Below are 23415 nucleotides of genomic sequence, written 5' to 3'. Positions count from 1 at the left end.
GGAATTTACAATGCGCCGAGCTTTAAAATTAACTTTTGATGGAATAAAAGTATTTTTATTATTTACAAGTTGTACGATTTTGTTTTATTTCGCTATACTATGGATAAATGAAGAATATGAAAGCTATCATCGTTATGAAAAACCTAAAGAAGAGACTGTAGAAAAAGTATCAGGGAATGAAGAACCGGCAAAGGATGCTTTCGTAAATAGAATGATGTTTTTCTATGAAAATGGGGAGTAGTGTAGAGTGGAAGATCAATTAAAAGATTTTATTCATTATATGGTTGTCGAAAAAGGATTAGCAAAGAATACAGTAGTATCTTATGAACGGGATTTAAAAAGCTACGTAAAGTATTTGCAAAATGTGGAACAGACGAAAACTTTTCATGAAGTGACCCGTTTACACATTGTTAACTTTTTGCAGTATTTAAAAGAAAACGGAAAATCTTCGAAAACATTGGCGCGTCATATTGCATCAATTCGTTCGTTCCACCAATTTTTACTTCGTGAACGAGCGGTAGAGCACGATCCATCCGTACATATTGAAACGCCGCAAGGGGAACGGAAATTACCAAAAGTATTATCAGTTGATGAAGTAGAGGCGTTACTTCAAACACCAAAAATGACAAGTGCTTTTGGGATACGTGATAAGGCGATGCTAGAGTTACTGTATGCGACAGGACTTCGTGTTTCAGAATTGATTGCACTCAATTTAGAAGATGTACATTTAACGATGGGATTTGTTCGTTGCATAGGGAAAGGGAATAAAGAAAGAATTATTCCACTAGGAAGTTTAGCAACGGAAGCGATTCAAAAGTATATTGAAAAAGGAAGAAGAGAATTAATGGGGAAAAAAGTAGTAGATGCACTCTTTTTAAACCATCATGGTAATCGATTATCAAGACAAGGATTTTGGAAAATATTAAAACGATTAGCGAAAGAAGCAAATATTGAAAAAGAGCTTACACCTCATACGTTGCGTCACTCGTTTGCTACGCACTTATTAGAAAATGGAGCAGATTTACGTGCTGTACAAGAAATGCTTGGTCATGCAGATATTTCAACGACGCAAATCTATACGCACGTTTCAAAAACTAGATTAAAAGATGTATATAAACAGTTTCATCCAAGAGCATAGTTACTATGCTCTTTTTTCATAGATTCAGAAGGGAAGACCGTTTCACAGAAACTTCACAAACATTTCGTATATTGTTTTCAGCAGAAGACTGGAATATTACAATGTATTTCCTCTATACTAAATAAAGTATAAAGGAGGAAATGATGATGAAAAAACTGATTATAACTTTATTTATCGCGATGCTAGCGTTGGCTGGCTGTAATACAAACAAAGAAGAACCGAAAAAAGAACAGAAACTTGAAGCTGTAAAAGTAGCAGTCCAAACAAATCCGAAAGAAATTAAACCAGGTGAAAAAACAGAAGTACAAGCACTTGTTACACAAGGAAAAGAAAAAGTAACGGATGCCGATGATGTAAAGTTTGAAATTTGGAAAGATGGCGACGAAAAGCACGAGATGTTAGATGGTAAGCATAAAGGAAAAGGTGTTTATGCAGTAGAGAAAACATTCGAAACGGATGGAGTATACCATATTATCGCTCACACAAATGCACGTGAAATGCACGTTATGCCGGAAGTGAAAGTTGCTGTAGGAAATGCGAAAGTAGAAGATGCGAAAAAAGAAAATAGTGATCACAGTGCAGGACATGGAGATCATAAAAGTGACACAATGATCCATCTTATGGCTGGAGACATAAAGGCAAATGCTGAATCTACAATGAAAGTTCATTTAAAGCAAAAAGAAGAAGCATTAACTGGTGCTGAAGTACAACTAGAGATTTGGAAAGATGGTGTTGAAAAACACGAATTTATTCCAGCGAAAGAAGGGAATAAAGGAGAGTATGAAACGAAACATACTTTCAAAGAGAACGGTGCTTACAAAGTGAAAGTGCATGTAAGAAAAGGCGAATTGCATGAACATAAAGAAGAAACAATAGAAGTAAAATAAAAAGTAGCTCTTTAGAGCTACTTTTTATTTTTAATATGAAGAAATAAATCATAAAAAAATTAGCACTTCGTTGCAGAATGGATTACAATAGAAGTGTGAAGAAAATGAGAAATTCTACGAAAATGTATTAAAAAGAAAGCGTAAACATGTTATGATATCAGTATCAGATGTCTGACATCTGACTTAGAAAAAACTAGAAATGTTTTTGAGTCGTTTCAAGTAAAACGAAATAGGTTAGAGAATGGTTTAAAGAAGTACTGTTTGACAATGAGAATTCTTATGGATAACAGTTTCACTTTATAGCGTTTTGAACATACTACAAGAAGTAGAACTGAACTTATAGGAGGTCGCAGTTATGAATAAATATAAACGTATATTCCTAGTCGTAATGGACTCTGTGGGAATCGGTGAAGCACCAGATGCTGAGCAATTTGGTGATTTAGGATCTGACACAATTGGTCACATTGCTGAACATATGAATGGTTTACAAATGCCTAACATGGTGAAATTGGGTCTTGGTAACATTCGTGAAATGAAAGGTATCTCTAAAGTAGAGAAACCACTTGGATATTACACAAAAATGCAAGAGAAATCTACTGGTAAAGATACAATGACAGGTCACTGGGAAATCATGGGCCTTTACATTGATACACCATTCCAAGTGTTCCCGGAAGGATTCCCGAAAGAATTACTTGATGAATTAGAAGAAAAAACAGGCCGTAAAATTATCGGTAATAAGCCAGCTTCTGGAACTGAAATTCTTGATGAACTTGGCCAAGAGCAAATGGAAACCGGCTCTTTAATCGTTTATACTTCTGCTGATAGCGTATTGCAAATTGCAGCACACGAAGAAGTAGTGCCACTTGATGAGTTATATAAAATCTGTAAAATTGCACGTGAATTAACATTAGATGAGAAATACATGGTAGGTCGTGTTATTGCTCGTCCATTCGTTGGTGAACCTGGAAACTTTACACGTACACCAAACCGTCATGATTATGCATTAAAACCATTCGGCCGTACAGTAATGAATGAATTAAAAGATAGTGACTACGATGTAATTGCTATCGGTAAAATCTCTGACATCTATGATGGTGAAGGGGTAACGGAATCACTTCGTACGAAGTCTAACATGGATGGAATGGATAAGCTTGTAGATACATTAAATATGGACTTTACAGGTCTTAGCTTCTTAAACTTAGTTGACTTTGATGCATTATTCGGCCACCGCCGTGATCCACAAGGATACGGAGAGGCTCTGCAAGAATATGATGCACGTCTTCCAGAAGTATTCGCAAAACTACAAGAAGATGATCTATTATTAATTACAGCAGACCACGGTAATGATCCAATTCACCCTGGTACTGACCATACACGTGAATATGTACCATTATTAGCATATAGCCCAAGTATGAAAGAAGGCGGACAAGAGTTACCACTTCGTCAAACATTTGCTGATATTGGTGCAACAGTAGCAGAAAACTTCGGTGTGAAAATGCCAGAATACGGAACAAGCTTCTTAAACGAGCTAAAGAAATAGGGGGATAAACAAATGAATCGTGAACTTATTACAAAATCAGCTTCATACTTAAAAGAGAAATTTCAAGAGACACCACAAGTAGGACTAATCCTTGGATCAGGACTTGGTGTATTAGCAGACGAAATTGAGAACGCAGTAACAGTACCTTACAGTGAAATCCCTGAGTTCCCAGTATCAACTGTAGAAGGCCATGCAGGTCAACTAGTATTTGGTACACTTCAAGGTGTAACAGTAGTAGCAATGCAAGGACGTTTCCACTTCTATGAAGGATACGACATGCAAAAAGTAACATTCCCAGTTCGTGTTATGAAAGAACTAGGTGTAGAAACGGTTGTTGTAACAAACGCAGCTGGTGGTGTAAATACATCATTCGAGCCAGGCGATCTTATGTTAATTTCAGACCACATTAACTTCATGGGTACGAATCCATTAATCGGGCCAAATGATTCTGAAATGGGCGTACGTTTCCCTGATATGTCTACATCGTATACAGTAGAACTTCGTGAAATGGCGAAACAAGTTGCAGCAGACTTAAATATTAAAGTACAAGAAGGTGTATACGTTGGAATGACAGGTCCTGTATATGAAACACCTGCTGAAATTCGTATGCTTCGTACACTTGGCGGAGATGCAGTTGGTATGTCAACAGTACCTGAAGTAATTGTAGCACGTCATGCTGGAATGAAAGTATTAGGTATTTCTTGTATTTCAAATATGGCAGCTGGTATTTTAGATCAGCCACTTCATCACGATGAAGTAATTGAAACGACAGAACGTGTTAAAGCTAACTTCTTAGCATTAGTAAAAGCAATCGTAAAACAAATGAAGGGGTGACTTCACAATGAGAATGGTGGACCTAATTGCAAAAAAACGTGACGGACATGCATTAACGACAGAAGAAATTAACTTTATTGTTGAAGGATATACAAATGGTGATATTCCTGATTATCAAGTAAGTTCACTTGCAATGGCAATTTTCTTCCAAGATATGAACGATCAAGAGCGTGCTGATTTAACGATGGCAATGGTAAATAGCGGCGATACAATTGACTTATCAGCTATTGAAGGTGTAAAAGTAGATAAGCATTCGACAGGTGGTGTTGGTGATACAACGACACTTGTATTAGGTCCATTAGTAGCTGCTTTAGACGTACCAGTAGCGAAAATGTCTGGACGCGGTTTAGGACATACTGGTGGTACAATTGATAAATTAGAAGCAGTTCCAGGATTCCATGTGGAAATTGAAAACGATGAATTCATGCGACTTGTAAATGAAAACAAAATCGCTGTTATCGGCCAAAGTGGTAACTTAACACCTGCTGATAAAAAGTTATATGCACTTCGTGATGTAACAGCAACAGTAAACTCAATTCCGCTTATTGCAAGTTCGATTATGAGTAAAAAAATTGCTGCTGGTGCAGATGCAATTGTTCTTGATGTAAAAACTGGAGCAGGTGCATTTATGAAAACGGATGAAGATGCAAAACGTTTAGCAGAAGCAATGGTACGCATCGGTAATAACGTTGGTCGTAATACGATGGCAGTTATTTCTGATATGAGTCAACCACTCGGTGAAGCTATCGGTAACGCACTAGAAGTACAAGAAGCAATTGATACATTACAAGGTAAAGGGCCAAAAGATTTAGAAGAGCTATGTTTAACACTTGGAAGCCAAATGGTGTACCTTGCTGGACAAGCTTCATCTTTAGAAGTTGCACGTGAAAAGCTAATTGAAGTAATGAACAACGGAAAAGCGCTAGAATCATTTAAAACGTTCTTATCAGCGCAAGGCGGCGACGCATCTGTTGTTGATGACCCTTCTAAATTGCCACAAGCACAATTTAAAATTGAAGTGGAAGCGAAAGAAGACGGATATGTATCAGAAATCGTTGCAGACGAAATCGGAACAGCAGCAATGCTTTTAGGAGCAGGACGTGCAACGAAAGAGTCAGAAATTGATTTAGCAGTTGGTCTAATGCTGCGCAAAAAAGTAGGCGATAGCGTGAAGCAAGGTGAATCCCTTGTTACAATTTACGCGAACCGCGAAAATGTTGAAGATGTAAAAGCGAAAATTTATGAGAACATGAAGATCTCTAAAGAACACGTAGATGCACCAACTTTAGTACACGGTATCGTAACGAAGTAATAAAAAAAAGCTGAGGAGATTTCTCCTTGGCTTTTTTTACTATTTTTTGTTTATAATAATAATGGGTGAAATTATGATTAGAATTTGTGCAGTAACAAAAACAGATGAAGTATTATATGATGTTTCTCTAGAAGAAACAAAGAAAGACCATATTGTATGGTATTGGCTAGATTTATATAAGCCAACGAAAGAAGAGTATACATATATTCTGCAAGACCATTTTAAGTTCCATCCCCTTGCAATTGAAGACTGTCTAGAATATGTACAGAGGCCAAAAGTTGATTTTTATGATGGATATAACTTTTTAGTTCTTCACGCGTTTGGAGAAGATGGGCTAGAACCACATGAAATTGATTTGTTTGTTAGTGATCGCTATATTGTTTCTTTCCATTTTTCTCATAATAATGCAATTGAAAGAGTATGGAAAACACTTGGTGAGAAGAGGCGGATTAAGAAAGGACCTTTACATGTAGCACATACAATCACTGATCAAATTGTAGATGATTATTTCGCACCTGTATATTACATTGAAGATCATTTAAATGCGATTGATGATAATTTAACAGGTGAGACAGCAGGAGCCGTGCTAGAAGAAGTATTTGATATTAGGGCAGATTTATCTAAGTTAAGACGTACAATTATTCCAATGCGTGATTTATTGTATCGTATTTTGAATTCCACTCGTTTTTACGGTATAAGTGATCATGAGATTTATTTTAAAGATATACATGATCATTTACTTAAACTTACGGAAATGATTGAGGCAAGTCGAGAGTTAACGGCGGATATTCGGGATAGTTATTTTTCATTAAACTCACATCATATGAATAACATTATGAAAACATTAACTGTATTCTCGACTATTTTCATGCCATTAACATTTATTGCGGGAGTATATGGAATGAACTTTACGCATATGCCAGAGCTTGGTGGACAATATAGTTATTTTATTTGTCTTCTTCTAATGGCATTAATTGGCGGCGGAATGATGGCATGGTTTTATAAAAAAGGATGGTTTAAGTAAAAAACACCGAGGATTTCCTCGGTGTTTTTTCTTAACCAATAGCATGTAATACAAACATAGCTAAGAATAAGCATGTAATGATATACATAGATGGTGCGACTTCTTTACGCTTTCCAAGAGCAACTTTTAAGATAGGGTAAGCAATAAATCCGAACGCAATGCCATCAGCGATACTATATGTGAGCGGGATCATAACGATAATTAAGAATGCTGGAAATCCTTCTGAAAAGTCGTTCAGAGGAATTTGTTGAATGCTTGTAATCATCAGACCGCCAATAATAATTAAGATTGGTGCAATGGCACTATCAGGAATTAATTTGACAAATGGAAGAGCAAACAGTGATGCAAAGAATAGCAACCCAGTAACGATAGACGTCAGACCTGTCTTACCACCTGCAGTAATACCTGCGGCACTTTCTACTGTTGAAACGGTAGGGCTTGTGCCAAATAGACCACATGTCATTGCTGAAATTGCATTGGCTTGGTAAGCACGTGGGAATTTACGATCATCTTCTAATAAACCGTGCAGAAGTCCCATGTTCTCAAAAATAAGCACCATGCTTAAAGAGAATGTTGCAATCCAAAATGGTAAGGAAGAAAGTTTCCCAAATGACATAGCTCCAAACACATCACCGTAATTAGCGAATGAGAATGAACTATTTCCCATTTGACTCGTATCCACAAGACCAAATAACCATGAGATACCAGTTCCTATTGCAATCGTCCATAAAAAGTTTCCACGTACGTTACGAATAAATAATACAAGTGCAATGATAAGAGTAAGTAATGTCGCAAGAACGACAGGATTACTTAATTTCCCCATTGCCACAGCAGTATTTGGGTTCGAAACGACTAAACCACCTTTTTGCAATCCGATAAACGCTAAAAATAATCCAATGCCGACAGTAATCGCTTCCTTTAATGACTTTGGAATTGATACTGATAGCACGCGAGCGATTGGTGTAAAAGCGGCAATTGCAAAAATAATACCAGAGATAAAGACAGCAGCTAATGCTTCTTGCCAAGTTAGTCCAAGCGTATGCACAGCTGTGTACGTGAAGAATGCATTTACACCCATACCAGGGACAAGAATAGCAGGTGCATTTGCCCAAAATGCCATGAGTAGACATCCGACAAATGAACTAAAAACAGTTGCTAAAATTCCAGCTTCAAGAGGAATGCCAGCATCTGATAAGATGGACGCATTTACAATCATAATATATACGATTGTGAAAAATGACGTAACTCCAGCTAAAACTTCTTGTTTTGGTGATGTTTCGTGTAAACCTAATTTAAATGTTCTTTCAAGTATTCCTTTCATGTTAAACCTTCTTTTTCATATCCCTCTCCCACCCGTGATATCTCTTTTGTAAGAGCTCACCGTCCTTTATTATATCAGAACATCATGTTTTTACAACAAGTAAAATGATAACGTTTACTTGTAAAGAGAATTCGTTATAAATACGTAAAAATAGCCCGTATGGATGAAATGATTTCTAATTCACCAGATTGAATGGGCGGGGCTGCTTGTGCATGTAAAGTAGCATAAGACGTAACCTCCCGTGGTAATTGGGCAGATTCTTCAACGAATGAGAGGGGAACAGGATTAATATTTAGATTATATGTACTCGCAATAGCACGAGCTTTTTCTACTGCCTGGTGCAGAGCTTGAATGAGAGCCTTCTCATAATATTTATTTGGATGAGATACTCGGAAACGTAAACCTTTTGCTACATTTGCGCCATTTGATACGGCTATATCATATACTTCCCCAGCTTTTTGTACATTTAAAACGGTAATTTCATACAAATGCTCCACACGGTATCCTTGGAGCAATGCTTTATCATTTACATATTCGTATTGAGGAGTGATCGTATAAGAAATCGTTTCTATATCTTTATCGGCAATACCCAGCTGTTTAAGTGCATCCAGTAATTGTTTTGATTGTACTGCATTTTCTTCCTGCGCTTGTTTTACATTTTTACTATCAGTTCGAATGCCAAGCGTTAATATAACAACGTTTGGTTTTGCTTTGACAACGCCTTCGCCTTGTACAGTAATAGTAGCTTCTTTACCAGTATTAGCTGTGCGTACGTTGTGTAAATAAGGATTTATTCCACCCTGCATTTTCCATCACCATCCTTTTTATATGTATATGTGTGAACAAAAAAGAAATTTATATGAAAAAAGTTACATAAATGAGAATGTTGAGGAAAGAAATCATATACAATATAGGTATTTATAGATTATAATATGTGTAAATATGATAAAAAAGGGACGAGGCTATTGAACGAAAAAAGAGAAACGCTGATTTTAGATTTATCTGCATCATTTCGAAAAATGATACGTTTATTACAAAATGATATTAATACACGTTTTGCAGAACATATGCCATATAATGAATTTTCTGTATTACGTGCGTTATTTTTAAACAGTCCACAGATGGCTTCGCAAATTGCGAGTGAAGTAAACGTAACCTCCAGTCATATTACAGCTGTTACAGATCGACTTGTACGAAAAGGATTAGTAGAAAGAAAACGTTCTAATTCAGATCGTCGTATCGTGTACTTAGAAATTACAGAGCACGGAAGAGAAGTAACTGAAAAACTTGAAGCTGTGCGTAAAGAATATTATAAAGAGAGATTTAAAGGTTGGAGCGACCAAGAAATAGAAATGGTCTTAGAACTATTTGGCCGCGTATTATAATAAATGAGGATAGGAAGCGAAAGCATTCCTATCCTTTTTCTTTTGAATAAAAATATTTTGAAACTCCGATACTTTAATTAAAAGATCGGAGGAAAGATTATGAAATATATTGCTGCACTTACCATTTTATTTGGTAGTTTTTTCTATTTTCAAACATTCACGTACGCAGATACGCCTATCCAAGTGGTGCGAAAAGAAGTGAAGTACATTGAAACTGATAATACAGTTTTATATTCGAAATTATGGGTTCGTTCTATGCAAAACGCAGTATTATTTCACCATAGCGATAATATTCGTAATCGGGACACATTACGTAATGTAACAAGTTCATCGCTTGTTAAAGCGAAGCAACTATCTTTTCAGAAAGCAGCACTTTATATACCGAGACTATCGCAATACGTATCAAAAATAGGGAAAGAAAACATTCAAGTGTACTACATTGCGATTCACTATAATGTGAAAAAAGAAAATGCATATCAATTAGATGGTATGAACTATTTTCTACAAGTATTTGTAAAAGAGCGTGGGGAATGGAAAATTGCCGAAAGTGTAGTTGCACCGACAGAGCAAATTGTGCAAAATGGTGATGGATTTGGGATGAAAGAAGAGATGGTGTATGGGGATAGGAGAGAGAATGTGAAATAACCTCCTCTTTAAGAGGAGGTTATTTCACACGCCAAGAAAATTTAAATTTTAATAAGCGAGATAATAGTAGGTAGACTATCGTACTGGTTCCTATAAAACCAATATAATAATTTAAGATAGAATGACTTCCTCCCGTTGCCATTCCTCCAAACATTCCAATAAAGATTACACAACATATCATACATAGTGTTTTGAGTTTCGGATATAATAGAAAATTCCCATTTTGTTCATTAGGTGATCTTGTATATAAGTACATTCCTAAAGGTAATAGAATAAGTACATTTGCGATTGGGCCGATAAGTTTTGTTGCTGAGGGAATATACGTAAAATTAGGTTCATCATGACGTACGCCTTGTTCATCAGTATAAGCACGTTGAGGATCGTAATTAAAATTAATATTGAATCCGCGAACTGGCGCTAAAATACTCACTTTTTCTATTACTGAACCGTAACGATCTACATTCTCCTCCGTATAGACGGGATGATTAGAAATAAGTCCAACCGTATGAATAGAAATAGCTCCGGCAATTAGAGTCGGCAAAATAAAAGGGAATCCAAGTATAGCAACACTGAAGAATCCTTGTGAAATCATATTACCAGCAATTGTTCCTATGCATAATGCAAGTGTATATATAGCAATTAAGATGATAACCATGTATAAGAAATAGGTATGAAATGGTGAAAATATTTGATACTTATTATGAAAAGTTGCCTTTTTCATAATAGCAAAAAGTCCCCAATTCAATATAACGATAGCTAAAATATTACACACACCAAAAAGCCATTTCGTCATGAAGAGATGTTTCCGTTTAACTGGCATAGACCATAGAATGTCACTTGATTGATTTTGACGCTCCCATCCAATAAGGATGCAGGCTAATGCAATAAGGAGTGCTCCTTGAACCATGATAGCATCGGGAAGTGAAAGGTGATAATTGTATCGGTATATATATTTCCATTCATTATTTTTATGAAAATATTTTAATTGCTCGGCAGATGCTAAGTAGTATTTATAGGATAGTACATAAAAACTTACTAACCAAAATAGCCAAACAATATATTTACTTTGCTTGTAGGTATGCATCCATAATACTTTTTGAAACATAGGATCTCTCCTTTAAAAAACTTTATAGTTTGTAAGACGTGATAATATAAAATAAGTGACGATTCCAAATAAAAAGAACCCAACATAGTAACTAAATAATAAATCAAAACGCTTCAACATTTGCCCACCTATTAATGCAACATAAAAGGTAGTACTCCATATCCAGAGTGAGTTGTATTTTGGAAAAAGGAAAATTTTTTTATTATGTTCATTAGGTGATCGTGTATAAAGAAACATACCAATTAGTAAGCTGGAAATAGTATAGAAGATAGAAACAAGTATTACTTTTGCAGAGTAGTAACTATGAAAAGTGGGTCCCCTGTGTATTACTTTTCCATGATCTTCATATGATTGAGCTGTTGGATGGTAATTATAACTAATTGAAAAGTCTAATATGGCGCTTGAAATGTTGGTCTTTTTATTGAATTCATAAATGTTTTCGAAATTCGTATAACTTTTATTCCCCTGTATTGCCTCAGCATGAGCTGTAAAGAATAGGAGTAAGAGTGAAAAGATTCCCATTCCCATGATGCAAAAAGTAATGCTAAAGATGCTTTGTGAAATAATACTGCCAGTAAATGTACCGATACATAAAGAGACAGTATAGATCGCTATATATGTGAAAATTGCATACAGGAAATATCGATGAAACGGTTCGAAAGATTGATATTCAAAGTGAATCGTAGATTTATAAATAAAATACATAAGACCCCAATTGATTAGAAGTGATAGTACAATGAAAAATCCACCGAAAACCCACTTCGATAAGAACATATCACGTCTTTTAAATGGAAATGTCATAAGTGAATCTCCACTTTGATTACTTCGCTCCCAACCAATCAATATACAGGATAGGATAATTGTAATAATACCTAACCAAAAGCTATTAGAAGAATAAAAAGAATAATGATAGTAGAACTTTTCTTCACCTATTTTTTCTGGATGGAGAAAGAGAGACTGTTGAGTTTCTGCTGCTTGATAGTATTCGAAAGATAAAAAATAAAGCGAACTAAAGAAAAACAGTAACGCAGCATATTTCCCGCGCTTCCAATTCCACATCCACAACGCTTTATGAAACATACCCATCCTCCTCCAGTGTCGTAACGAAGACATCTTCAAGTGACATTGTTAGTTCTTCAATGAGTATAGGTTGCTCTTTATAAAACTTCTCCAGTGTTGTAGCTACATTTCCCTCAATTAAGATTGTATATACTTTTCCCGTTTGGTTTAATATTTTAATATTGCTTAAGTTTTCTAGTTTTTGAGGTAATGAGCGTTCATAGGCTACTTGGATTTTAGCAAATTGTGATTTTGCATCGTCTAGTGATGTAATAGAAGATACAGTATGTCCTTTTAAAATAATGATTGTATCTGCAATTTGTTCAACTTCATCTAAATGATGGGTAGATATGAAAATGGTAATCTCTTTTTCTGCAACTTCTCCAACGAGAAACTGTAAAATCTGTCTTTTAACGATAGGATCAAGTCCGTTTGTTGGTTCATCTAAAATAATATATTCTGCCTGTGCAGCAACAGCTAAAATGATGGCAAGCAGTGCTTTCATTCCTTTTGAATAACTACGAATTCGTTTGTTTGGTAAATTGAAACGCTCTAGTAGTTCGTAGAAATATGGTTCATCAAATGCTGTATAAACTGCTTTATAAAACTTCACGATTTCTTTTACTGTATAACCGTTCAGTATGTTAGTAGAATCCGGAACATATACGATTTTTTGTTTCGTTTCAGGATTTTTATGAATGTCGATATCCTCATATGTAACAGTTCCCTCATCTGGGTCTAAAATACCGACTATCGTTCGTAATAAAGTTGTTTTCCCCGCACCATTTCTTCCAAGTAATCCGACGATACTACCTTTTTGTAATGTGAAAGAAACATCGTCTAAAATTGTTTGATTATCAATTGTTTTCTTCAAGCTTGTCACTTTCAACATCCGTATTTCCTCCAATCTCTTTATAGTATGAATCTATCCAATCATGAATTTTATCTTTCGTAATACCAAGATAAGAGGCTTCTAATAGTAATTGATGAAATTGCTTTTCAACCATAGCGATTTTCCTTTCGTCTAATGTTGGGGTAATCGATTGGGATACAAATGTTCCTTTTCCTCGTAACGTTTCAATAATTCCTTGTCGCTCTAACTCTTGATACGCTTTACTCACTGTATTTGGATTTATAACGAGTAAAGAAGCGAGCTCGCGTACAGAAGGAAGTTTATCACTTGGAGCCAACATGTTTTTCAATACGAGTTCTTTTATATTTTGAACAATTTGTTCCCATATCGGAGTGTTGCTTCTTGGGTCAAGTTGAATATGCAAGAGCAATGTCTCCTTCCTCATATGTATTAAGTGTACTACTGTGTGTAATACACTTAATACAATATAGGGGACGAATGTATTTGTCAAATGAAAATAATAGAAAAAATTGGTATTAAAAAAAGAGAAATTGGAAAAAATAGGTCTGATATAGAATGGAGGGTTAGTCATGAAGCGAGTTTTTGGAATACTTGTTTGTTTCATGTTATTGCTTTCTGGAACTTCAGTGAGTTTTGCGCAATCTGAGAAAACGAAGCAGGAGAAAACAGAAGAAACAACGCCGAAGTTAGCGGAACAAGCGTCGTCAGCAATCGTAATTGAGCAAGATACAGGTAAAGTTTTATTTGATAAAAACCCAAATGAAAAATTACCACCTGCTAGTATGACAAAGATTATGACAATGCTTTTAATTATGGAACAAGTTGAAAAAGGAAAACTAAAACTGACCGATAAAGTTAGAGCGAGCGAACATGCAGCTTCAATGGGTGGATCGCAAATCTTTTTAGAACCTGGGGAAGAGATGACTGTAAATGAGATGTTAAAGGGTATTGCAATTGCATCTGGAAATGACGCATCTGTTGCAGTAGCTGAGCATATCGCAGGTTCAGAAGAAGGATTTGTAAATATGATGAACAAAAAGGCGAAAGATCTAGGGTTGAAAAATACACATTTTCAAAACCCAACAGGTCTTCCGGCCAAAGACCATTATTCGACAGCAAATGATATGGCTATAATGGCGAGAGAATTGATGAAGTATCCACTTATTCGTAAATACACAGGTAAGTACGAAGATTATTTACGTGAAGATACGGATAAAAAGTTTTGGCTCGTTAATACGAATAAGCTAGTACGTTTTTATCCTGGCGTAGATGGAGTAAAAACAGGTTTTACGACAGAAGCGAAATATTGTTTAACAGCATCGGCTCAAAAAAATGGCATGCGTGTCATTTCAGTTGTCATGGGAGCACCAACATCAAAAGAACGGAACAACGAAGTGACGAAGCTTCTTGACTATGCATTTGGACAATATATGACAAAGAAATTGTATACGCGCGGCGAAAAAATTAAGACAGTTCAAGTAGGAAAAGGGAAAAAAGAAAAAATAGATTTAGTTGCGTCAGATAATGTTTCTCTTCTTATGAAGAAGGGCGAGAGTATGGACAAGGTAAAACAAGAAGTAATTGCTGAAAAGAAAGTAAAAGCACCGATTAAAAAAGGTGACGCGCTTGGCACACTTGTTATTAAAAAAGATAAAGATGTTTTATTAAAACAAACAATTGTAGCAAAAGAAGATGTTGCTGCAGCGAGCTGGTGGGAGTTATTTAAAAGAAGTTTTGGGATGTTTTCAACATCAAAATAGCGGCAAATAGTTTGCCGCTTTTCTATTCGTATGCCAGTGAATAATGCTGAAAGGTTTCACTTTATGACGAAATAGTTCTTCTTTTGTCAGCAGGAAGGATTCTTATTTTATATCACGAAAATCTTTATGTATGTGAATAAGTAAAGTTTGAGCATAAGGAGGAAATCGTGTGAGTCTTTCCATGCAATTAGAAGTAAAACGTGACGTCCTATGTGTGAGACTAGAGGGTGAATTAGATCATCATACGGCTGAAGAGTTGCGAACGAAAGTAACAGATATGATTGAGACACATGGTGTTCATCATATTGTTTTGAGCCTAGAGAACTTATCGTTTATGGATAGTTCTGGTCTAGGTGTTATATTAGGCCGATATAAACACGTAAAGGGATTAGGTGGAGAAATGGTTGTTTGTGCAATTTCACCGCCTGTTAAGCGTTTATTTGAAATGTCGGGCTTATTCAAAATCGTTCGCTTAGAAGAAAGTGAAGCGCACGCGCTCGCGACGTTGGGGGTGGCATAGATGAGAAATGAAATGAACCTTCAATTTTCAGCATTAAGTCAAAATGAATCATTCGCTCGCGTTACAGTGGCGGCTTTCATTGCACAACTAGATCCAACGATGGAAGAATTAACGGAGATCAAAACAGTTGTGTCAGAAGCGGTTACAAATGCAATTATTCATGGATACGAAGGAAATGCAGAAGGTATTGTTTATATTTCTGTAATTTTGGAAGAAGCAATGGTGAAACTCACGATTCGAGATGAAGGGATTGGAATCTTTAACTTAGATGAAGCGAGACAACCCCTTTTTACAACTAAACCTGAATTAGAGCGTTCCGGAATGGGATTTACTATCATGGAAAATTTTATGGATGAAGTAGAAGTTATTTCAAACGAATCTTTCGGGACAACAATCCATTTGACAAAATACTTATCAAATAGTAACGCTCTATGCAATTAAGGAGAATAGCCTATGGACATAGAGGTCAAAAATGAGAAGAAGAAACCTCAGTTAAAGGACCACGAGCTAAAAGCGTTAATTCAAAAAAGTCAAGATGGAGATCAACAGGCGAGAGATACAATCGTTCAAAGTAATATGCGTCTCGTTTGGTCGGTTGTACAGCGGTTTCTTAATCGAGGATACGAACCAGACGATCTATTTCAAATTGGATGTATTGGGCTCTTGAAATCGGTAGATAAATTTGATTTATCTTTCGACGTGAAATTTTCAACATATGCAGTTCCAATGATTATTGGAGAAATACAACGTTTTTTACGTGATGATGGATCAGTGAAAGTTAGTAGGTCTTTAAAAGAAACAGGGAACAAAATTCGAAAGATGAGAGATGAGCTTTCGAAAGAGTTCGGAAGGGCTCCAACGATTAATGAGGTGGCAGAGGCGCTAGAACTAACGCCAGAGGAAGTTGTTCTAGCACAAGAAGCGAGCCGGGCGCCTTCATCTATACATGAAACTGTATATGAAAACGACGGTGATCCAATCACTATTTTAGATCAAATTGCAGATCAATCTGAAACGAAATGGTTCGATAAAATTGCTTTAAAAGAAGCGATTAGAGAACTAGATGAACGAGAGCGCTTAATTGTATACTTGCGTTACTATAAAGATCAAACACAGTCAGAAGTAGCAGAGCGCATAGGTATTTCGCAAGTACAAGTTTCAAGACTTGAAAAGAAAATATTAAAACAGATGAAAGATCGAATAGACGAATAATTGTCTATTCGATTTTTTTATGAAGTTAATAGGAGAGAGATGTTAATTTTCGAAAAAATTAACAGAATTTATTGATAATTTAGTTAATTTAAAATATAATCCAAGTATGAACTTGTCATAAAGGGGGGAAGGAAACATGGAAACGAGGCAACAATGGGGAACGAGAGCTGGATTTATTTTCGCAGCGGTCGGATCTGCCGTTGGATTAGGAAACATATGGCGTTTTCCTTATACAGCGTATGAAAATGGCGGCGGGGCATTCTTTTTACCGTACTTATTTGCATTATTAACGACGGGTATTTCATTGTTAGCATTTGAGTTTGCTCTTGGTCATCGTCATCGTGGCTCAGCACCACTTACATTTTTCCGTATTAGCCCGCGTGCCGAATTTATTGGATGGTGGCAAATGTGCGTAACATTTATTGTTTCAACATATTATGCAGTGATTATTGCTTGGTCTATATCGTATACATACTTTGCAATTACTGGAGCATGGGGAAAAGACACGCAATCATTTTTATTTAAAGAGTACTTACATGTTGCAGATAAGCCAGGACAATTTGGAGGACTTGTACCGGAAGTATTAATTCCGTTAGCTCTCGTTTGGATTATTGTGCTTGGCGTTGCATTTAAAGGAGTTAAAAAAGGAATCGAAGTTGTTAACCGTATATTTATTCCTTTATTAGTTGTTATGTTCCTTATTATCGTCGTTCGTGCAGTGACGATGGAAGGTGCTATGCAAGGACTAGATGCATTCTTTAAACCAGATTGGAGTCGTATTTTTGATGGGAAAGTATGGCTTGCTGCTTATGGTCAAATATTCTTTAGTTTATCTTTAGCATTTGGAATTATGATTACGTATTCTAGTTATTTACCGAAAAACTCTGATACAACAAATAATGCCTTTATTACTGGATTCGCAAACTCAGGATTTGAATTATTAGCAGGTATTGGAGTCTTTGCAGCTCTTGGATTTATGGCAAATAATATGGGAGTACCGGTTGATAAAGTAGCAAGTGCTGGCGTTGGACTTGCGTTCGTAGTATTTCCGCAAATTATTAATGAGTTGCCGATGTCACCGTTGTTTGGTGTATTATTTTTCTTATCGTTAACGGTTGCTGGAATCACATCACTTATTTCACTTGCGGAAGTATGCTTTGCCGCTGTATCTGAAAAATTCAGTTTAAGTCGTGAAAAAACCATTGGAATTATGGGAACCCTTCTCGTGTTAGTTTCTCTTGTTTTTGCAACACGTGGTGGACTTATGTTCTTAGATGTTGTCGACTATTTCGCTAATAATTTCGGATTAATTACAATTGCACTTGCGGAAGTAGTTACGATAGGGCTCATTTTACGTCGTTTACCAGTTTATCAAAATCATGCAAACTTTGTATCTGATATTAAATTAGGAACGTTTTGGAGAGTGAGTTTACTCGTTATTACTCCGCTTATGTTAGGGTATATGCTAATTGATGGTACAATCCAAAATATTAAAAAGAACTATGGAGATTATCCGACTGAGTTTGTTGTAACGTATGGTTGGTCGATAGCAGCAGCATTCCTCATAGTTGCAATAATCATTGGTCTGAAAAAATGGGATGCACAAATTCATTCGGACTCTGCCAAACTTGAAAAAGAATGGAAAGATCGAGGTGTTTCATAATGAGTGGATCAGCGATTATGATGATGGTTATTGGAATCGTAGTCATTTGGGGAGGGCTTGCATTAAGTATTGCAAACTTATTTAAGAAAAAGGCATAAGTAAAAAACATCTGCACCAAAATGGTGCAGATGTTTTTTTATGAAAAAATTGTATTAGAAAAAAATTCAATAACCATACTACAACTACGAGGAAGAGTGAAGGGGTGAATGAAAGTTGGAACAAACGATTTATATTAAAATGCGCAATCGTTTAAAAGTTTCTCCTACTTATGAAGTAAAGCTGGGCGATGTTGCTCAACTTGCCGGAGATTCTTCTGTAGTTGAGTTGTTACAAAATGAGATAGTTTACAAAATAACAGCGCATGATAAGACGCATGTTGTAATTGATGTTATGAAAGTAATTGAGATTATTCAACAGAAAGCATCTCATGTACAAATTAATTTACTCGGTTCTGGACAAACTCTTGTTGAAATTATATACGAAAAAAAGAAGGCGCATCCAGTTTTTTTCGGGCTTGTATGGCTGTTACTTTTCATTGGAGCGGCCCTTGCGATCATTTATTTCCATGAAGATGTAAGTATGCAACAAGTACATCAACGGTTATATTACATGATTACTGGAGAATTTAATGCGCAACCACTTTTATTTCAAATTCCTTATTCTTTAGGTCTTGGCTTAGGGATGGTTTTATTCTTTAATCATGTATTTCAAAAGCGAATTAATGAAGAGCCAAGTCCGCTAGAAGTTGAGATGTTTCAATACCAACAGTCGCTTGATCAATATGTAATCGTTAATGAAAACAAGGATAATATGAAACAACTTGCCGATGATTGAGTCTGGATTTGTTATTTTAATTGGTTTAGCTGGAGGGATTGCGGTAGGTAGCGGGTATGTCGCATTTTTAGCTGTACTTGGTATAATCCCCCGTTTAGCTCAATTAACGAGAAGTGGAAAGCATATTCAATATTTTGAGTGGGCAGTCATTGCAGGTACTTTAACAGGGGCTTGGTGTAGTTTGAAAAACATTACATTTCAAACATCGCAATATTGGCTCGTTATATTAGGGATATTTTGTGGCACGTTCATTGGAATGCTTGCTGCGGCATTAACAGAGGTGTTAAATGTTCTACCTATTTTAGCGAAACGAGTAGGGGTAGAGGGGAAGATTGTTGTTTTACTCATTGCTATTGTACTTGGGAAAGTAATAGGATCATTGTTTCACTGGATTTATTTCGTAAAGTAGGAGGCAGTATATAAATGACAAGTCAGAAATTGAAGGATGATTACATAAATAAAGTGAAGGAGTATCATCCAAAGCCAAACTATTTACTAAATTGTATCAAAGCATTTCTTGTAGGTGGACTCATTTGTACAGTTGGAGAAGTATTGATGAAATTTTATATACATTATTTTCACTTCAGTGAACAAGAGGCAGGAAACCCAACTGTTGCAACGCTTGTTTTATTATCCGCGATTTTAACAGGATGTGGTGTATATGATAAAATCGGTCAATTTGCTGGAGCAGGATCAGCGGTGCCGGTGACAGGATTTGCAAATTCTATGGCGAGCGCTGCCTTAGAGCATAAGAGTGAAGGGATTGTTCTAGGGATTGCTACAAATATGTTTAAACTGGCAGGAAGTGTAATTGTATTTGGGGTTGTTGGTGCATATATCATTGGGTTAATAAGGTATACCTTTAAAGTTTTTATGTCTTAAAGGAGGGGCTAGTATGAGGTTGACCGGAAAACAAACGTGGGTATTTCAAAATGATATATATGTGAATGCAACGGGTACTGCTGTCGGTCCGAAAGAAGCTGAGGGCCCTCTTGGAAAAGATTTTGATATTTCATACGATGACTTGCATTGTGGAGAGGAAAATTGGGAGCTCGCCGAACGAAGATTAATGTCAGACTCAATTCAACAAGCAGTGCAAAAAGGGAATATAAAAACATCGCAAATTGATTTCTTTTTAGCGGGAGATTTATTAAATCAAACAGTGACAGCAAATTATGTTGCGCGTAAGTGGGGCATTCCTTTTTTAGGAATGTTTAGCGCTTGTGCGACGTCTATGGAGACTTTAGCAGTTGGCTCAGCTTTTATAGACGGTGGATTTGCAAATCGTGTCTTAGCTACAGTAAGTAGTCATAATGCAACGGCTGAAAGACAATTTCGCTATCCAACAGAGTATGGTGGGCAAAAGCCAGGGACAGCAAATTCAACTGTGACTGGTGCAGGATCTATATTAATTAGCAATGAAAAAAGTGCGATTAAAATTACGGCGGCTACAATCGGAAAAGTGCAAGATTTAGGAATCACAAATCCTTTGGATATGGGGGCAGCGATGGCTCCAGCAGCAGCTCATACAATTCAACAGCATTTTGAAGATTTAAGAAGAAGTGCCGATGATTATGATTTAATTGTTACGGGTGATTTATCAGCTGTTGGGACGCCGATTGCAAAACAACTTTTACTTGAGGAAGGTTACGATCTTGGGCATATATACAATGATTGCGGATTGATGATTTATGAATCAAGTCAAGAAGAAGTGTTTGCAGGTGGTAGTGGTTGCGCTTGTTCAGCAGTTGTCACATATGGCCATTTATTACACGAGATGCAAAAAGGGAATTTACAACGAATTTTTGTCGTTGCCACTGGCGCATTATTAAGCCCGATGATGATGCAACAGAAAGAAACGATTCCAACAATTGCACATGGTGTCGTATTTGAAAGAGTTAAAGGAGAGTGAATTGTGGATTTTATATATGCATTTCTTGTAGGTGGAGCTATTTGTGTAATTGGGCAACTATTGTTAGATTTCGCAAAGTTAACACCAGCTCATTTAATGGCAACTTTTGTAGTCATCGGAGCAATTTTAGATGGATTTGGATTGTACGATAAACTAATAAAGTTTGCAGGTGCTGGAGCAACAGTCCCTATTACAAGTTTTGGACATTCACTATTGCACGGAGCAATGCATGCAGCAGAAAAACATGGATATTTAGGAATTGGTATTGGCATGTTTAGTTTAACGTCTGCGGGCATTTCCGCAGCGATATTGTTTTCGTTTTTTATAGCACTTATATGTAAACCGAAAGGATAAATCAAATGAGACGAAGGGTTGTTTTGGTCACAGATGGAGATGAATATGCAAAGCGGACAATTGAGCTTTTAACAAAGGAATTTGGGGGAAGGTGTATTTCAGCATCACAAAGTAATCCAACCAAATTGACAGGGAAAAAAGTTGTTGAGCTTATTATGCAAACGCCATATGACCCTGTATTTGTCATGTTTGATGACAGTGGATTTATTGGAGAAGGATCTGGTGAGAAGGCTTTAAAATATGTGGCTACCCATAAACAAATTGATGTGCTCGGAATTTTAGCAGTAGCGTCTAATACGCATCATTGGGAATGGGCACGTGTAGATGTAAGTGTAGATCGGAATGGGAATTTAACCGAATACGGTGTTGATAAATTTGGACTTCCAGATGGTGAAATTGGCAGGATTAGTGGAGATACAATATATTGCTTAGACGATTTAAATGTTCCTGTCATTGTTGGAGTTGGTGATATTGGTAAAATGTGCGGGAATGATGAATGGGAGAGAGGGTCACCTATTACTAGAAAAGCGATTCAATTAATTTTGGAAAGGAGTGGTTTTTATGACGAAGCCTAAAAAGGTGGATATCCCTATATCAACTTTCATAAGTGACAATGAAAATTATTTAAAGCAGACAGTTGGACTAGGCGTTACATACGATGTTGGCATTCGTAAATTTCAAATTTTGAATAAAGAAATTGGTGTGTTATTTGTAAACGGACTTTGTGATACAAATTATATTATCCCTATTTTAGAAGAAGCGGTGGATACAAATGAGATAAGGGATGTAGAAGAAGATACAGTGAAGCTTTTAGAGAATCGCTTAATCCATCAACAAGTAAGCAAAGTGAAAACGATGGATGAGGTAATGCTCCAAGTATTATCAGGACTCATTGTGATATTTGTGGAAGGTGAAACGGAAGCGTTCGCGATCGATGTTCGTAGTTATCCAGGGCGAACACCGACAGAACCAGATACCGAAAAGGTAGTACGCGGTGCGAGGGATGGGTTTGTTGAAAATATCGTTGTAAATACAGCATTAATTCGTAGAAGAATTCGAGATCCACGTCTTCGAAATGAAATTATTCGAGTAGGAGATAGATCACAAACGGATATTTGTATTACATACGTTCAAGATGTTGCAAATCCAGACTTAGTAAAGATTATAAAACAAGAATTAAATAACATCGATGTAGATGGAATTACGATGGCGGATAAAACAGTAGAAGAATTTGTTGTAAAGCAAAGCTATAACCCATTCCCACTTATTCGATATACAGAAAGGCCAGATGTAGCAGCAAATCATCTACTAGAAGGGCATGTGTTAGTGCTCGTTGACACATCACCAAGTGCTATGATTACACCGACAACATATTTTCATCATTTACAGCATGCGGAAGAATTTAGACAAAATCCAGCTGTCGGTACATTTTTACGCTGGGTGCGCTTTTTAGGTGTTATATTCTCGTTATTTTTATTACCATTTTGGCTAGTGTTTGTATTTGATCCAACTCTTTTGCCAGCAAATCTTGCTTTTATTGGACCGACTAAGATGACGCATTTACCAATTTTATTACAGGTGTTAATGGCAGAGGTCGGACTTGAGTTTTTAAGGATGGCAGCCATTCATACTCCAACGCCGTTATCGTCTGCAGCAGGGTTGATTTCCGCTATATTAATTGGTCAAATTGCAATTGATGTAGGTTTGTTTGTGCCAGAAGTAATTTTGTATGTAGCGGTTTCGATGATTGGTGCATATGCAACACCGAGTTATGAATTAGGATTAGGGAATAAGGTTGGGAAATTGTTTGTTATTATTTTAACAGGTCTCTTCCATGAGATGGGATTTGTAATTGGTATGACGATATTAATTTTATTTTTAACGTCTATAAAAAGTTTACAAACACCTTATTTATGGCCGTTTTTACCATTTGATTGGGGCGCGTTAACAAAAATTTTACTCCGTCCAACAATGTCTAGTTTAAAAGTACGACCAAGTATTGTAAGACCTCAAAATGTAAAAAGACAAAAATAAAC

The 23415-nt window shown here is 36.3% G+C and carries 28 protein-coding genes; 22 read left to right on the top strand and 6 right to left on the bottom strand.

Features of this window, described 5'->3' with window-relative positions; genetic code table 11:
- Positions 1–10: 10 nt before the first annotated feature.
- The 7 genes from CN409_RS15360 (at position 11) to corA (ending at position 6735) form a co-directional block, all read left to right on the top strand.
- On the top strand, positions 11–241 hold the full coding sequence (locus CN409_RS15360) for a YqzK family protein (RefSeq protein WP_001250432.1): 231 nt from the start codon (positions 11–13) through the stop codon (positions 239–241).
- 6 nt (positions 242–247) lie between these two features.
- Positions 248–1138: a site-specific tyrosine recombinase XerD gene (gene xerD / locus CN409_RS15355; protein ID WP_000390088.1), complete on the top strand. Its 891-nt coding sequence runs from the start codon at positions 248–250 to the stop codon at positions 1136–1138.
- Positions 1139–1284: 146 nt separating this feature from the next.
- Positions 1285–2025: a FixH family protein gene (locus CN409_RS15350; RefSeq protein WP_000733456.1), complete on the top strand. Its 741-nt coding sequence runs from the start codon at positions 1285–1287 to the stop codon at positions 2023–2025.
- 355 nt (positions 2026–2380) lie between these two features.
- Positions 2381–3565: a phosphopentomutase gene (deoB, locus tag CN409_RS15345; RefSeq protein WP_001046081.1), complete on the top strand. Its 1185-nt coding sequence runs from the start codon at positions 2381–2383 to the stop codon at positions 3563–3565.
- Between the two features lie 12 nt (positions 3566–3577).
- Positions 3578–4399: a purine-nucleoside phosphorylase gene (locus tag CN409_RS15340; RefSeq protein ID WP_001078446.1), complete on the top strand. Its 822-nt coding sequence runs from the start codon at positions 3578–3580 to the stop codon at positions 4397–4399.
- Between the two features lie 7 nt (positions 4400–4406).
- On the top strand, positions 4407–5711 hold the full coding sequence (locus CN409_RS15335) for a pyrimidine-nucleoside phosphorylase (RefSeq protein ID WP_016077276.1): 1305 nt from the start codon (positions 4407–4409) through the stop codon (positions 5709–5711).
- Positions 5712–5772: 61 nt separating this feature from the next.
- A complete protein-coding gene (corA, locus tag CN409_RS15330; protein ID WP_002026281.1) occupies positions 5773–6735 on the top strand; it encodes a magnesium/cobalt transporter CorA in 963 nt (320 codons plus the stop codon).
- Between the two features lie 31 nt (positions 6736–6766).
- Here the strand turns inward: corA and CN409_RS15325 are convergent, their stop codons facing one another.
- Together CN409_RS15325 and CN409_RS15320 are read right to left on the bottom strand one after the other, a co-directional pair.
- Positions 6767–8056: an NCS2 family permease gene (locus CN409_RS15325; protein ID WP_000676243.1), complete on the bottom strand. Its 1290-nt coding sequence runs from the start codon at positions 8054–8056 to the stop codon at positions 6767–6769.
- Between the two features lie 134 nt (positions 8057–8190).
- Positions 8191–8862 (bottom strand): SIMPL domain-containing protein, encoded by a 672-nt coding sequence (locus tag CN409_RS15320; RefSeq protein ID WP_001161431.1) that lies wholly within the window; start codon positions 8860–8862, stop codon positions 8191–8193.
- Positions 8863–9021: 159 nt separating this feature from the next.
- On the opposite strand from CN409_RS15320, the gene CN409_RS15315 reads away from it, so the two are divergent.
- Together CN409_RS15315 and CN409_RS15310 are read left to right on the top strand one after the other, a co-directional pair.
- A complete protein-coding gene (locus CN409_RS15315; protein WP_001003307.1) occupies positions 9022–9441 on the top strand; it encodes a MarR family winged helix-turn-helix transcriptional regulator in 420 nt (139 codons plus the stop codon).
- A gap of 99 nt (positions 9442–9540) precedes the next feature.
- Complete coding sequence (locus tag CN409_RS15310; RefSeq protein ID WP_016077277.1) at positions 9541–10086, top strand: hypothetical protein; 546 nt, start codon at positions 9541–9543, stop codon at positions 10084–10086.
- A gap of 19 nt (positions 10087–10105) precedes the next feature.
- On the opposite strand, the gene CN409_RS15305 is transcribed toward CN409_RS15310, so the two are convergent.
- From CN409_RS15305 to CN409_RS15290, 4 genes are read right to left on the bottom strand one after another with little or no spacing between them, the layout of a single operon-like run.
- The gene (locus CN409_RS15305; protein WP_097981602.1) at positions 10106–11191 is read right to left on the bottom strand and encodes an ABC-2 transporter permease; all 1086 of its coding nucleotides are present in this window, start codon (positions 11189–11191) and stop codon (positions 10106–10108) included.
- 12 nt (positions 11192–11203) lie between these two features.
- Positions 11204–12271, bottom strand: a complete 1068-nt coding sequence (locus tag CN409_RS15300) for an ABC transporter permease (protein ID WP_137073604.1) — start codon at positions 12269–12271, stop codon at positions 11204–11206.
- Complete coding sequence (locus CN409_RS15295) at positions 12261–13142, bottom strand: ABC transporter ATP-binding protein (RefSeq protein ID WP_000922124.1); 882 nt, start codon at positions 13140–13142, stop codon at positions 12261–12263. The genes CN409_RS15300 and CN409_RS15295 overlap by 11 nt, the downstream gene beginning before the upstream one ends.
- Positions 13108–13527 carry a GntR family transcriptional regulator gene (locus CN409_RS15290; RefSeq protein WP_000548027.1) on the bottom strand — a complete coding sequence of 140 codons (420 nt, stop codon included), beginning with the start codon at positions 13525–13527 and terminating at the stop codon, positions 13108–13110. The genes CN409_RS15295 and CN409_RS15290 overlap by 35 nt, the downstream gene beginning before the upstream one ends.
- Positions 13528–13693: 166 nt before the next feature.
- On the opposite strand from CN409_RS15290, the gene dacF reads away from it, so the two are divergent.
- The 13 genes from dacF (at position 13694) to spoVAF (ending at position 23413) form a co-directional block, all read left to right on the top strand.
- On the top strand, positions 13694–14884 hold the full coding sequence (gene dacF, locus CN409_RS15280; protein ID WP_000832002.1) for a serine-type D-Ala-D-Ala carboxypeptidase DacF: 1191 nt from the start codon (positions 13694–13696) through the stop codon (positions 14882–14884).
- 169 nt (positions 14885–15053) lie between these two features.
- Positions 15054–15404: an anti-sigma F factor antagonist gene (gene spoIIAA, locus CN409_RS15275; protein ID WP_000059135.1), complete on the top strand. Its 351-nt coding sequence runs from the start codon at positions 15054–15056 to the stop codon at positions 15402–15404.
- Entirely contained in the window at positions 15405–15845 is a 441-nt protein-coding gene (spoIIAB, locus tag CN409_RS15270) for an anti-sigma F factor (RefSeq protein ID WP_001243398.1), read from the top strand.
- Between the two features lie 12 nt (positions 15846–15857).
- Positions 15858–16616, top strand: a complete 759-nt coding sequence (sigF, locus tag CN409_RS15265) for an RNA polymerase sporulation sigma factor SigF (protein ID WP_000350729.1) — start codon at positions 15858–15860, stop codon at positions 16614–16616.
- 136 nt (positions 16617–16752) lie between these two features.
- A complete protein-coding gene (locus CN409_RS15260; RefSeq protein WP_000450088.1) occupies positions 16753–18279 on the top strand; it encodes a sodium-dependent transporter in 1527 nt (508 codons plus the stop codon).
- A complete protein-coding gene (locus CN409_RS15255; RefSeq protein ID WP_000016826.1) occupies positions 18279–18377 on the top strand; it encodes a methionine/alanine import family NSS transporter small subunit in 99 nt (32 codons plus the stop codon). The genes CN409_RS15260 and CN409_RS15255 overlap by 1 nt, the downstream gene beginning before the upstream one ends.
- Positions 18378–18492: 115 nt before the next feature.
- Positions 18493–19113, top strand: a complete 621-nt coding sequence (locus CN409_RS15250) for a stage V sporulation protein AA (RefSeq protein ID WP_000438368.1) — start codon at positions 18493–18495, stop codon at positions 19111–19113.
- Positions 19106–19522 carry a stage V sporulation protein SpoVAB gene (spoVAB, locus tag CN409_RS15245; protein ID WP_000572938.1) on the top strand — a complete coding sequence of 139 codons (417 nt, stop codon included), beginning with the start codon at positions 19106–19108 and terminating at the stop codon, positions 19520–19522. The genes CN409_RS15250 and spoVAB overlap by 8 nt, the downstream gene beginning before the upstream one ends.
- Positions 19523–19536: 14 nt before the next feature.
- Positions 19537–19995 carry a stage V sporulation protein AC gene (gene spoVAC, locus CN409_RS15240; RefSeq protein WP_000203809.1) on the top strand — a complete coding sequence of 153 codons (459 nt, stop codon included), beginning with the start codon at positions 19537–19539 and terminating at the stop codon, positions 19993–19995.
- 13 nt (positions 19996–20008) lie between these two features.
- Complete coding sequence (spoVAD, locus tag CN409_RS15235) at positions 20009–21025, top strand: stage V sporulation protein AD (RefSeq protein WP_001241139.1); 1017 nt, start codon at positions 20009–20011, stop codon at positions 21023–21025.
- Positions 21026–21028: 3 nt separating this feature from the next.
- Complete coding sequence (gene spoVAE / locus CN409_RS15230; protein ID WP_000345907.1) at positions 21029–21379, top strand: stage V sporulation protein AE; 351 nt, start codon at positions 21029–21031, stop codon at positions 21377–21379.
- Between the two features lie 5 nt (positions 21380–21384).
- A complete protein-coding gene (gene spoVAEA, locus CN409_RS15225; RefSeq protein WP_001254416.1) occupies positions 21385–21954 on the top strand; it encodes a stage V sporulation protein SpoVABEA in 570 nt (189 codons plus the stop codon).
- Complete coding sequence (gene spoVAF, locus CN409_RS15220; protein WP_000165593.1) at positions 21941–23413, top strand: spore germination protein SpoVAF; 1473 nt, start codon at positions 21941–21943, stop codon at positions 23411–23413. The genes spoVAEA and spoVAF overlap by 14 nt, the downstream gene beginning before the upstream one ends.
- Positions 23414–23415: the final 2 nt, after the last annotated feature.

It is taken from the genome of Bacillus sp. AFS012607 (genome assembly GCF_002558005.1).
Taxonomy (GTDB): Bacteria; Bacillota; Bacilli; order Bacillales; family Bacillaceae_G; genus Bacillus_A; species Bacillus_A thuringiensis_S.
The sequence above is the reverse complement of the archived record's forward strand: the minus strand, read 5'-3'. Positions and strand labels throughout refer to the sequence as shown.

What these genes read in the sequence shown, in the direction of transcription:
- CN409_RS15305 (WP_097981602.1), bottom strand. Translation starts at nt 11,191, where the DNA reads ATGTTTCAAAAAGTATTATGGATGCATACCTACAAGCAAAGTAAATAT.
- spoVAC (WP_000203809.1), top strand. Translation starts at nt 19,537, where the DNA reads ATGACAAGTCAGAAATTGAAGGATGATTACATAAATAAAGTGAAGGAG.
- CN409_RS15325 (WP_000676243.1), bottom strand. Translation starts at nt 8,056, where the DNA reads ATGAAAGGAATACTTGAAAGAACATTTAAATTAGGTTTACACGAAACA.
- corA (WP_002026281.1), top strand. Translation starts at nt 5,773, where the DNA reads ATGGGTGAAATTATGATTAGAATTTGTGCAGTAACAAAAACAGATGAA.
- sigF (WP_000350729.1), top strand. Translation starts at nt 15,858, where the DNA reads ATGGACATAGAGGTCAAAAATGAGAAGAAGAAACCTCAGTTAAAGGAC.
- spoVAD (WP_001241139.1), top strand. Translation starts at nt 20,009, where the DNA reads ATGAGGTTGACCGGAAAACAAACGTGGGTATTTCAAAATGATATATAT.
- CN409_RS15350 (WP_000733456.1), top strand. Translation starts at nt 1,285, where the DNA reads ATGAAAAAACTGATTATAACTTTATTTATCGCGATGCTAGCGTTGGCT.
- CN409_RS15255 (WP_000016826.1), top strand. Translation starts at nt 18,279, where the DNA reads ATGAGTGGATCAGCGATTATGATGATGGTTATTGGAATCGTAGTCATT.
- spoVAB (WP_000572938.1), top strand. Translation starts at nt 19,106, where the DNA reads ATGATTGAGTCTGGATTTGTTATTTTAATTGGTTTAGCTGGAGGGATT.
- CN409_RS15295 (WP_000922124.1), bottom strand. Translation starts at nt 13,142, where the DNA reads ATGTTGAAAGTGACAAGCTTGAAGAAAACAATTGATAATCAAACAATT.
- CN409_RS15260 (WP_000450088.1), top strand. Translation starts at nt 16,753, where the DNA reads ATGGAAACGAGGCAACAATGGGGAACGAGAGCTGGATTTATTTTCGCA.
- spoVAF (WP_000165593.1), top strand. Translation starts at nt 21,941, where the DNA reads ATGACGAAGCCTAAAAAGGTGGATATCCCTATATCAACTTTCATAAGT.
- CN409_RS15300 (WP_137073604.1), bottom strand. Translation starts at nt 12,271, where the DNA reads ATGTTTCATAAAGCGTTGTGGATGTGGAATTGGAAGCGCGGGAAATAT.
- CN409_RS15335 (WP_016077276.1), top strand. Translation starts at nt 4,407, where the DNA reads ATGAGAATGGTGGACCTAATTGCAAAAAAACGTGACGGACATGCATTA.
- spoIIAB (WP_001243398.1), top strand. Translation starts at nt 15,405, where the DNA reads ATGAGAAATGAAATGAACCTTCAATTTTCAGCATTAAGTCAAAATGAA.
- dacF (WP_000832002.1), top strand. Translation starts at nt 13,694, where the DNA reads ATGAAGCGAGTTTTTGGAATACTTGTTTGTTTCATGTTATTGCTTTCT.
- deoB (WP_001046081.1), top strand. Translation starts at nt 2,381, where the DNA reads ATGAATAAATATAAACGTATATTCCTAGTCGTAATGGACTCTGTGGGA.
- CN409_RS15360 (WP_001250432.1), top strand. Translation starts at nt 11, where the DNA reads ATGCGCCGAGCTTTAAAATTAACTTTTGATGGAATAAAAGTATTTTTA.
- spoVAEA (WP_001254416.1), top strand. Translation starts at nt 21,385, where the DNA reads ATGAGACGAAGGGTTGTTTTGGTCACAGATGGAGATGAATATGCAAAG.
- CN409_RS15340 (WP_001078446.1), top strand. Translation starts at nt 3,578, where the DNA reads ATGAATCGTGAACTTATTACAAAATCAGCTTCATACTTAAAAGAGAAA.
- CN409_RS15320 (WP_001161431.1), bottom strand. Translation starts at nt 8,862, where the DNA reads ATGCAGGGTGGAATAAATCCTTATTTACACAACGTACGCACAGCTAAT.
- CN409_RS15310 (WP_016077277.1), top strand. Translation starts at nt 9,541, where the DNA reads ATGAAATATATTGCTGCACTTACCATTTTATTTGGTAGTTTTTTCTAT.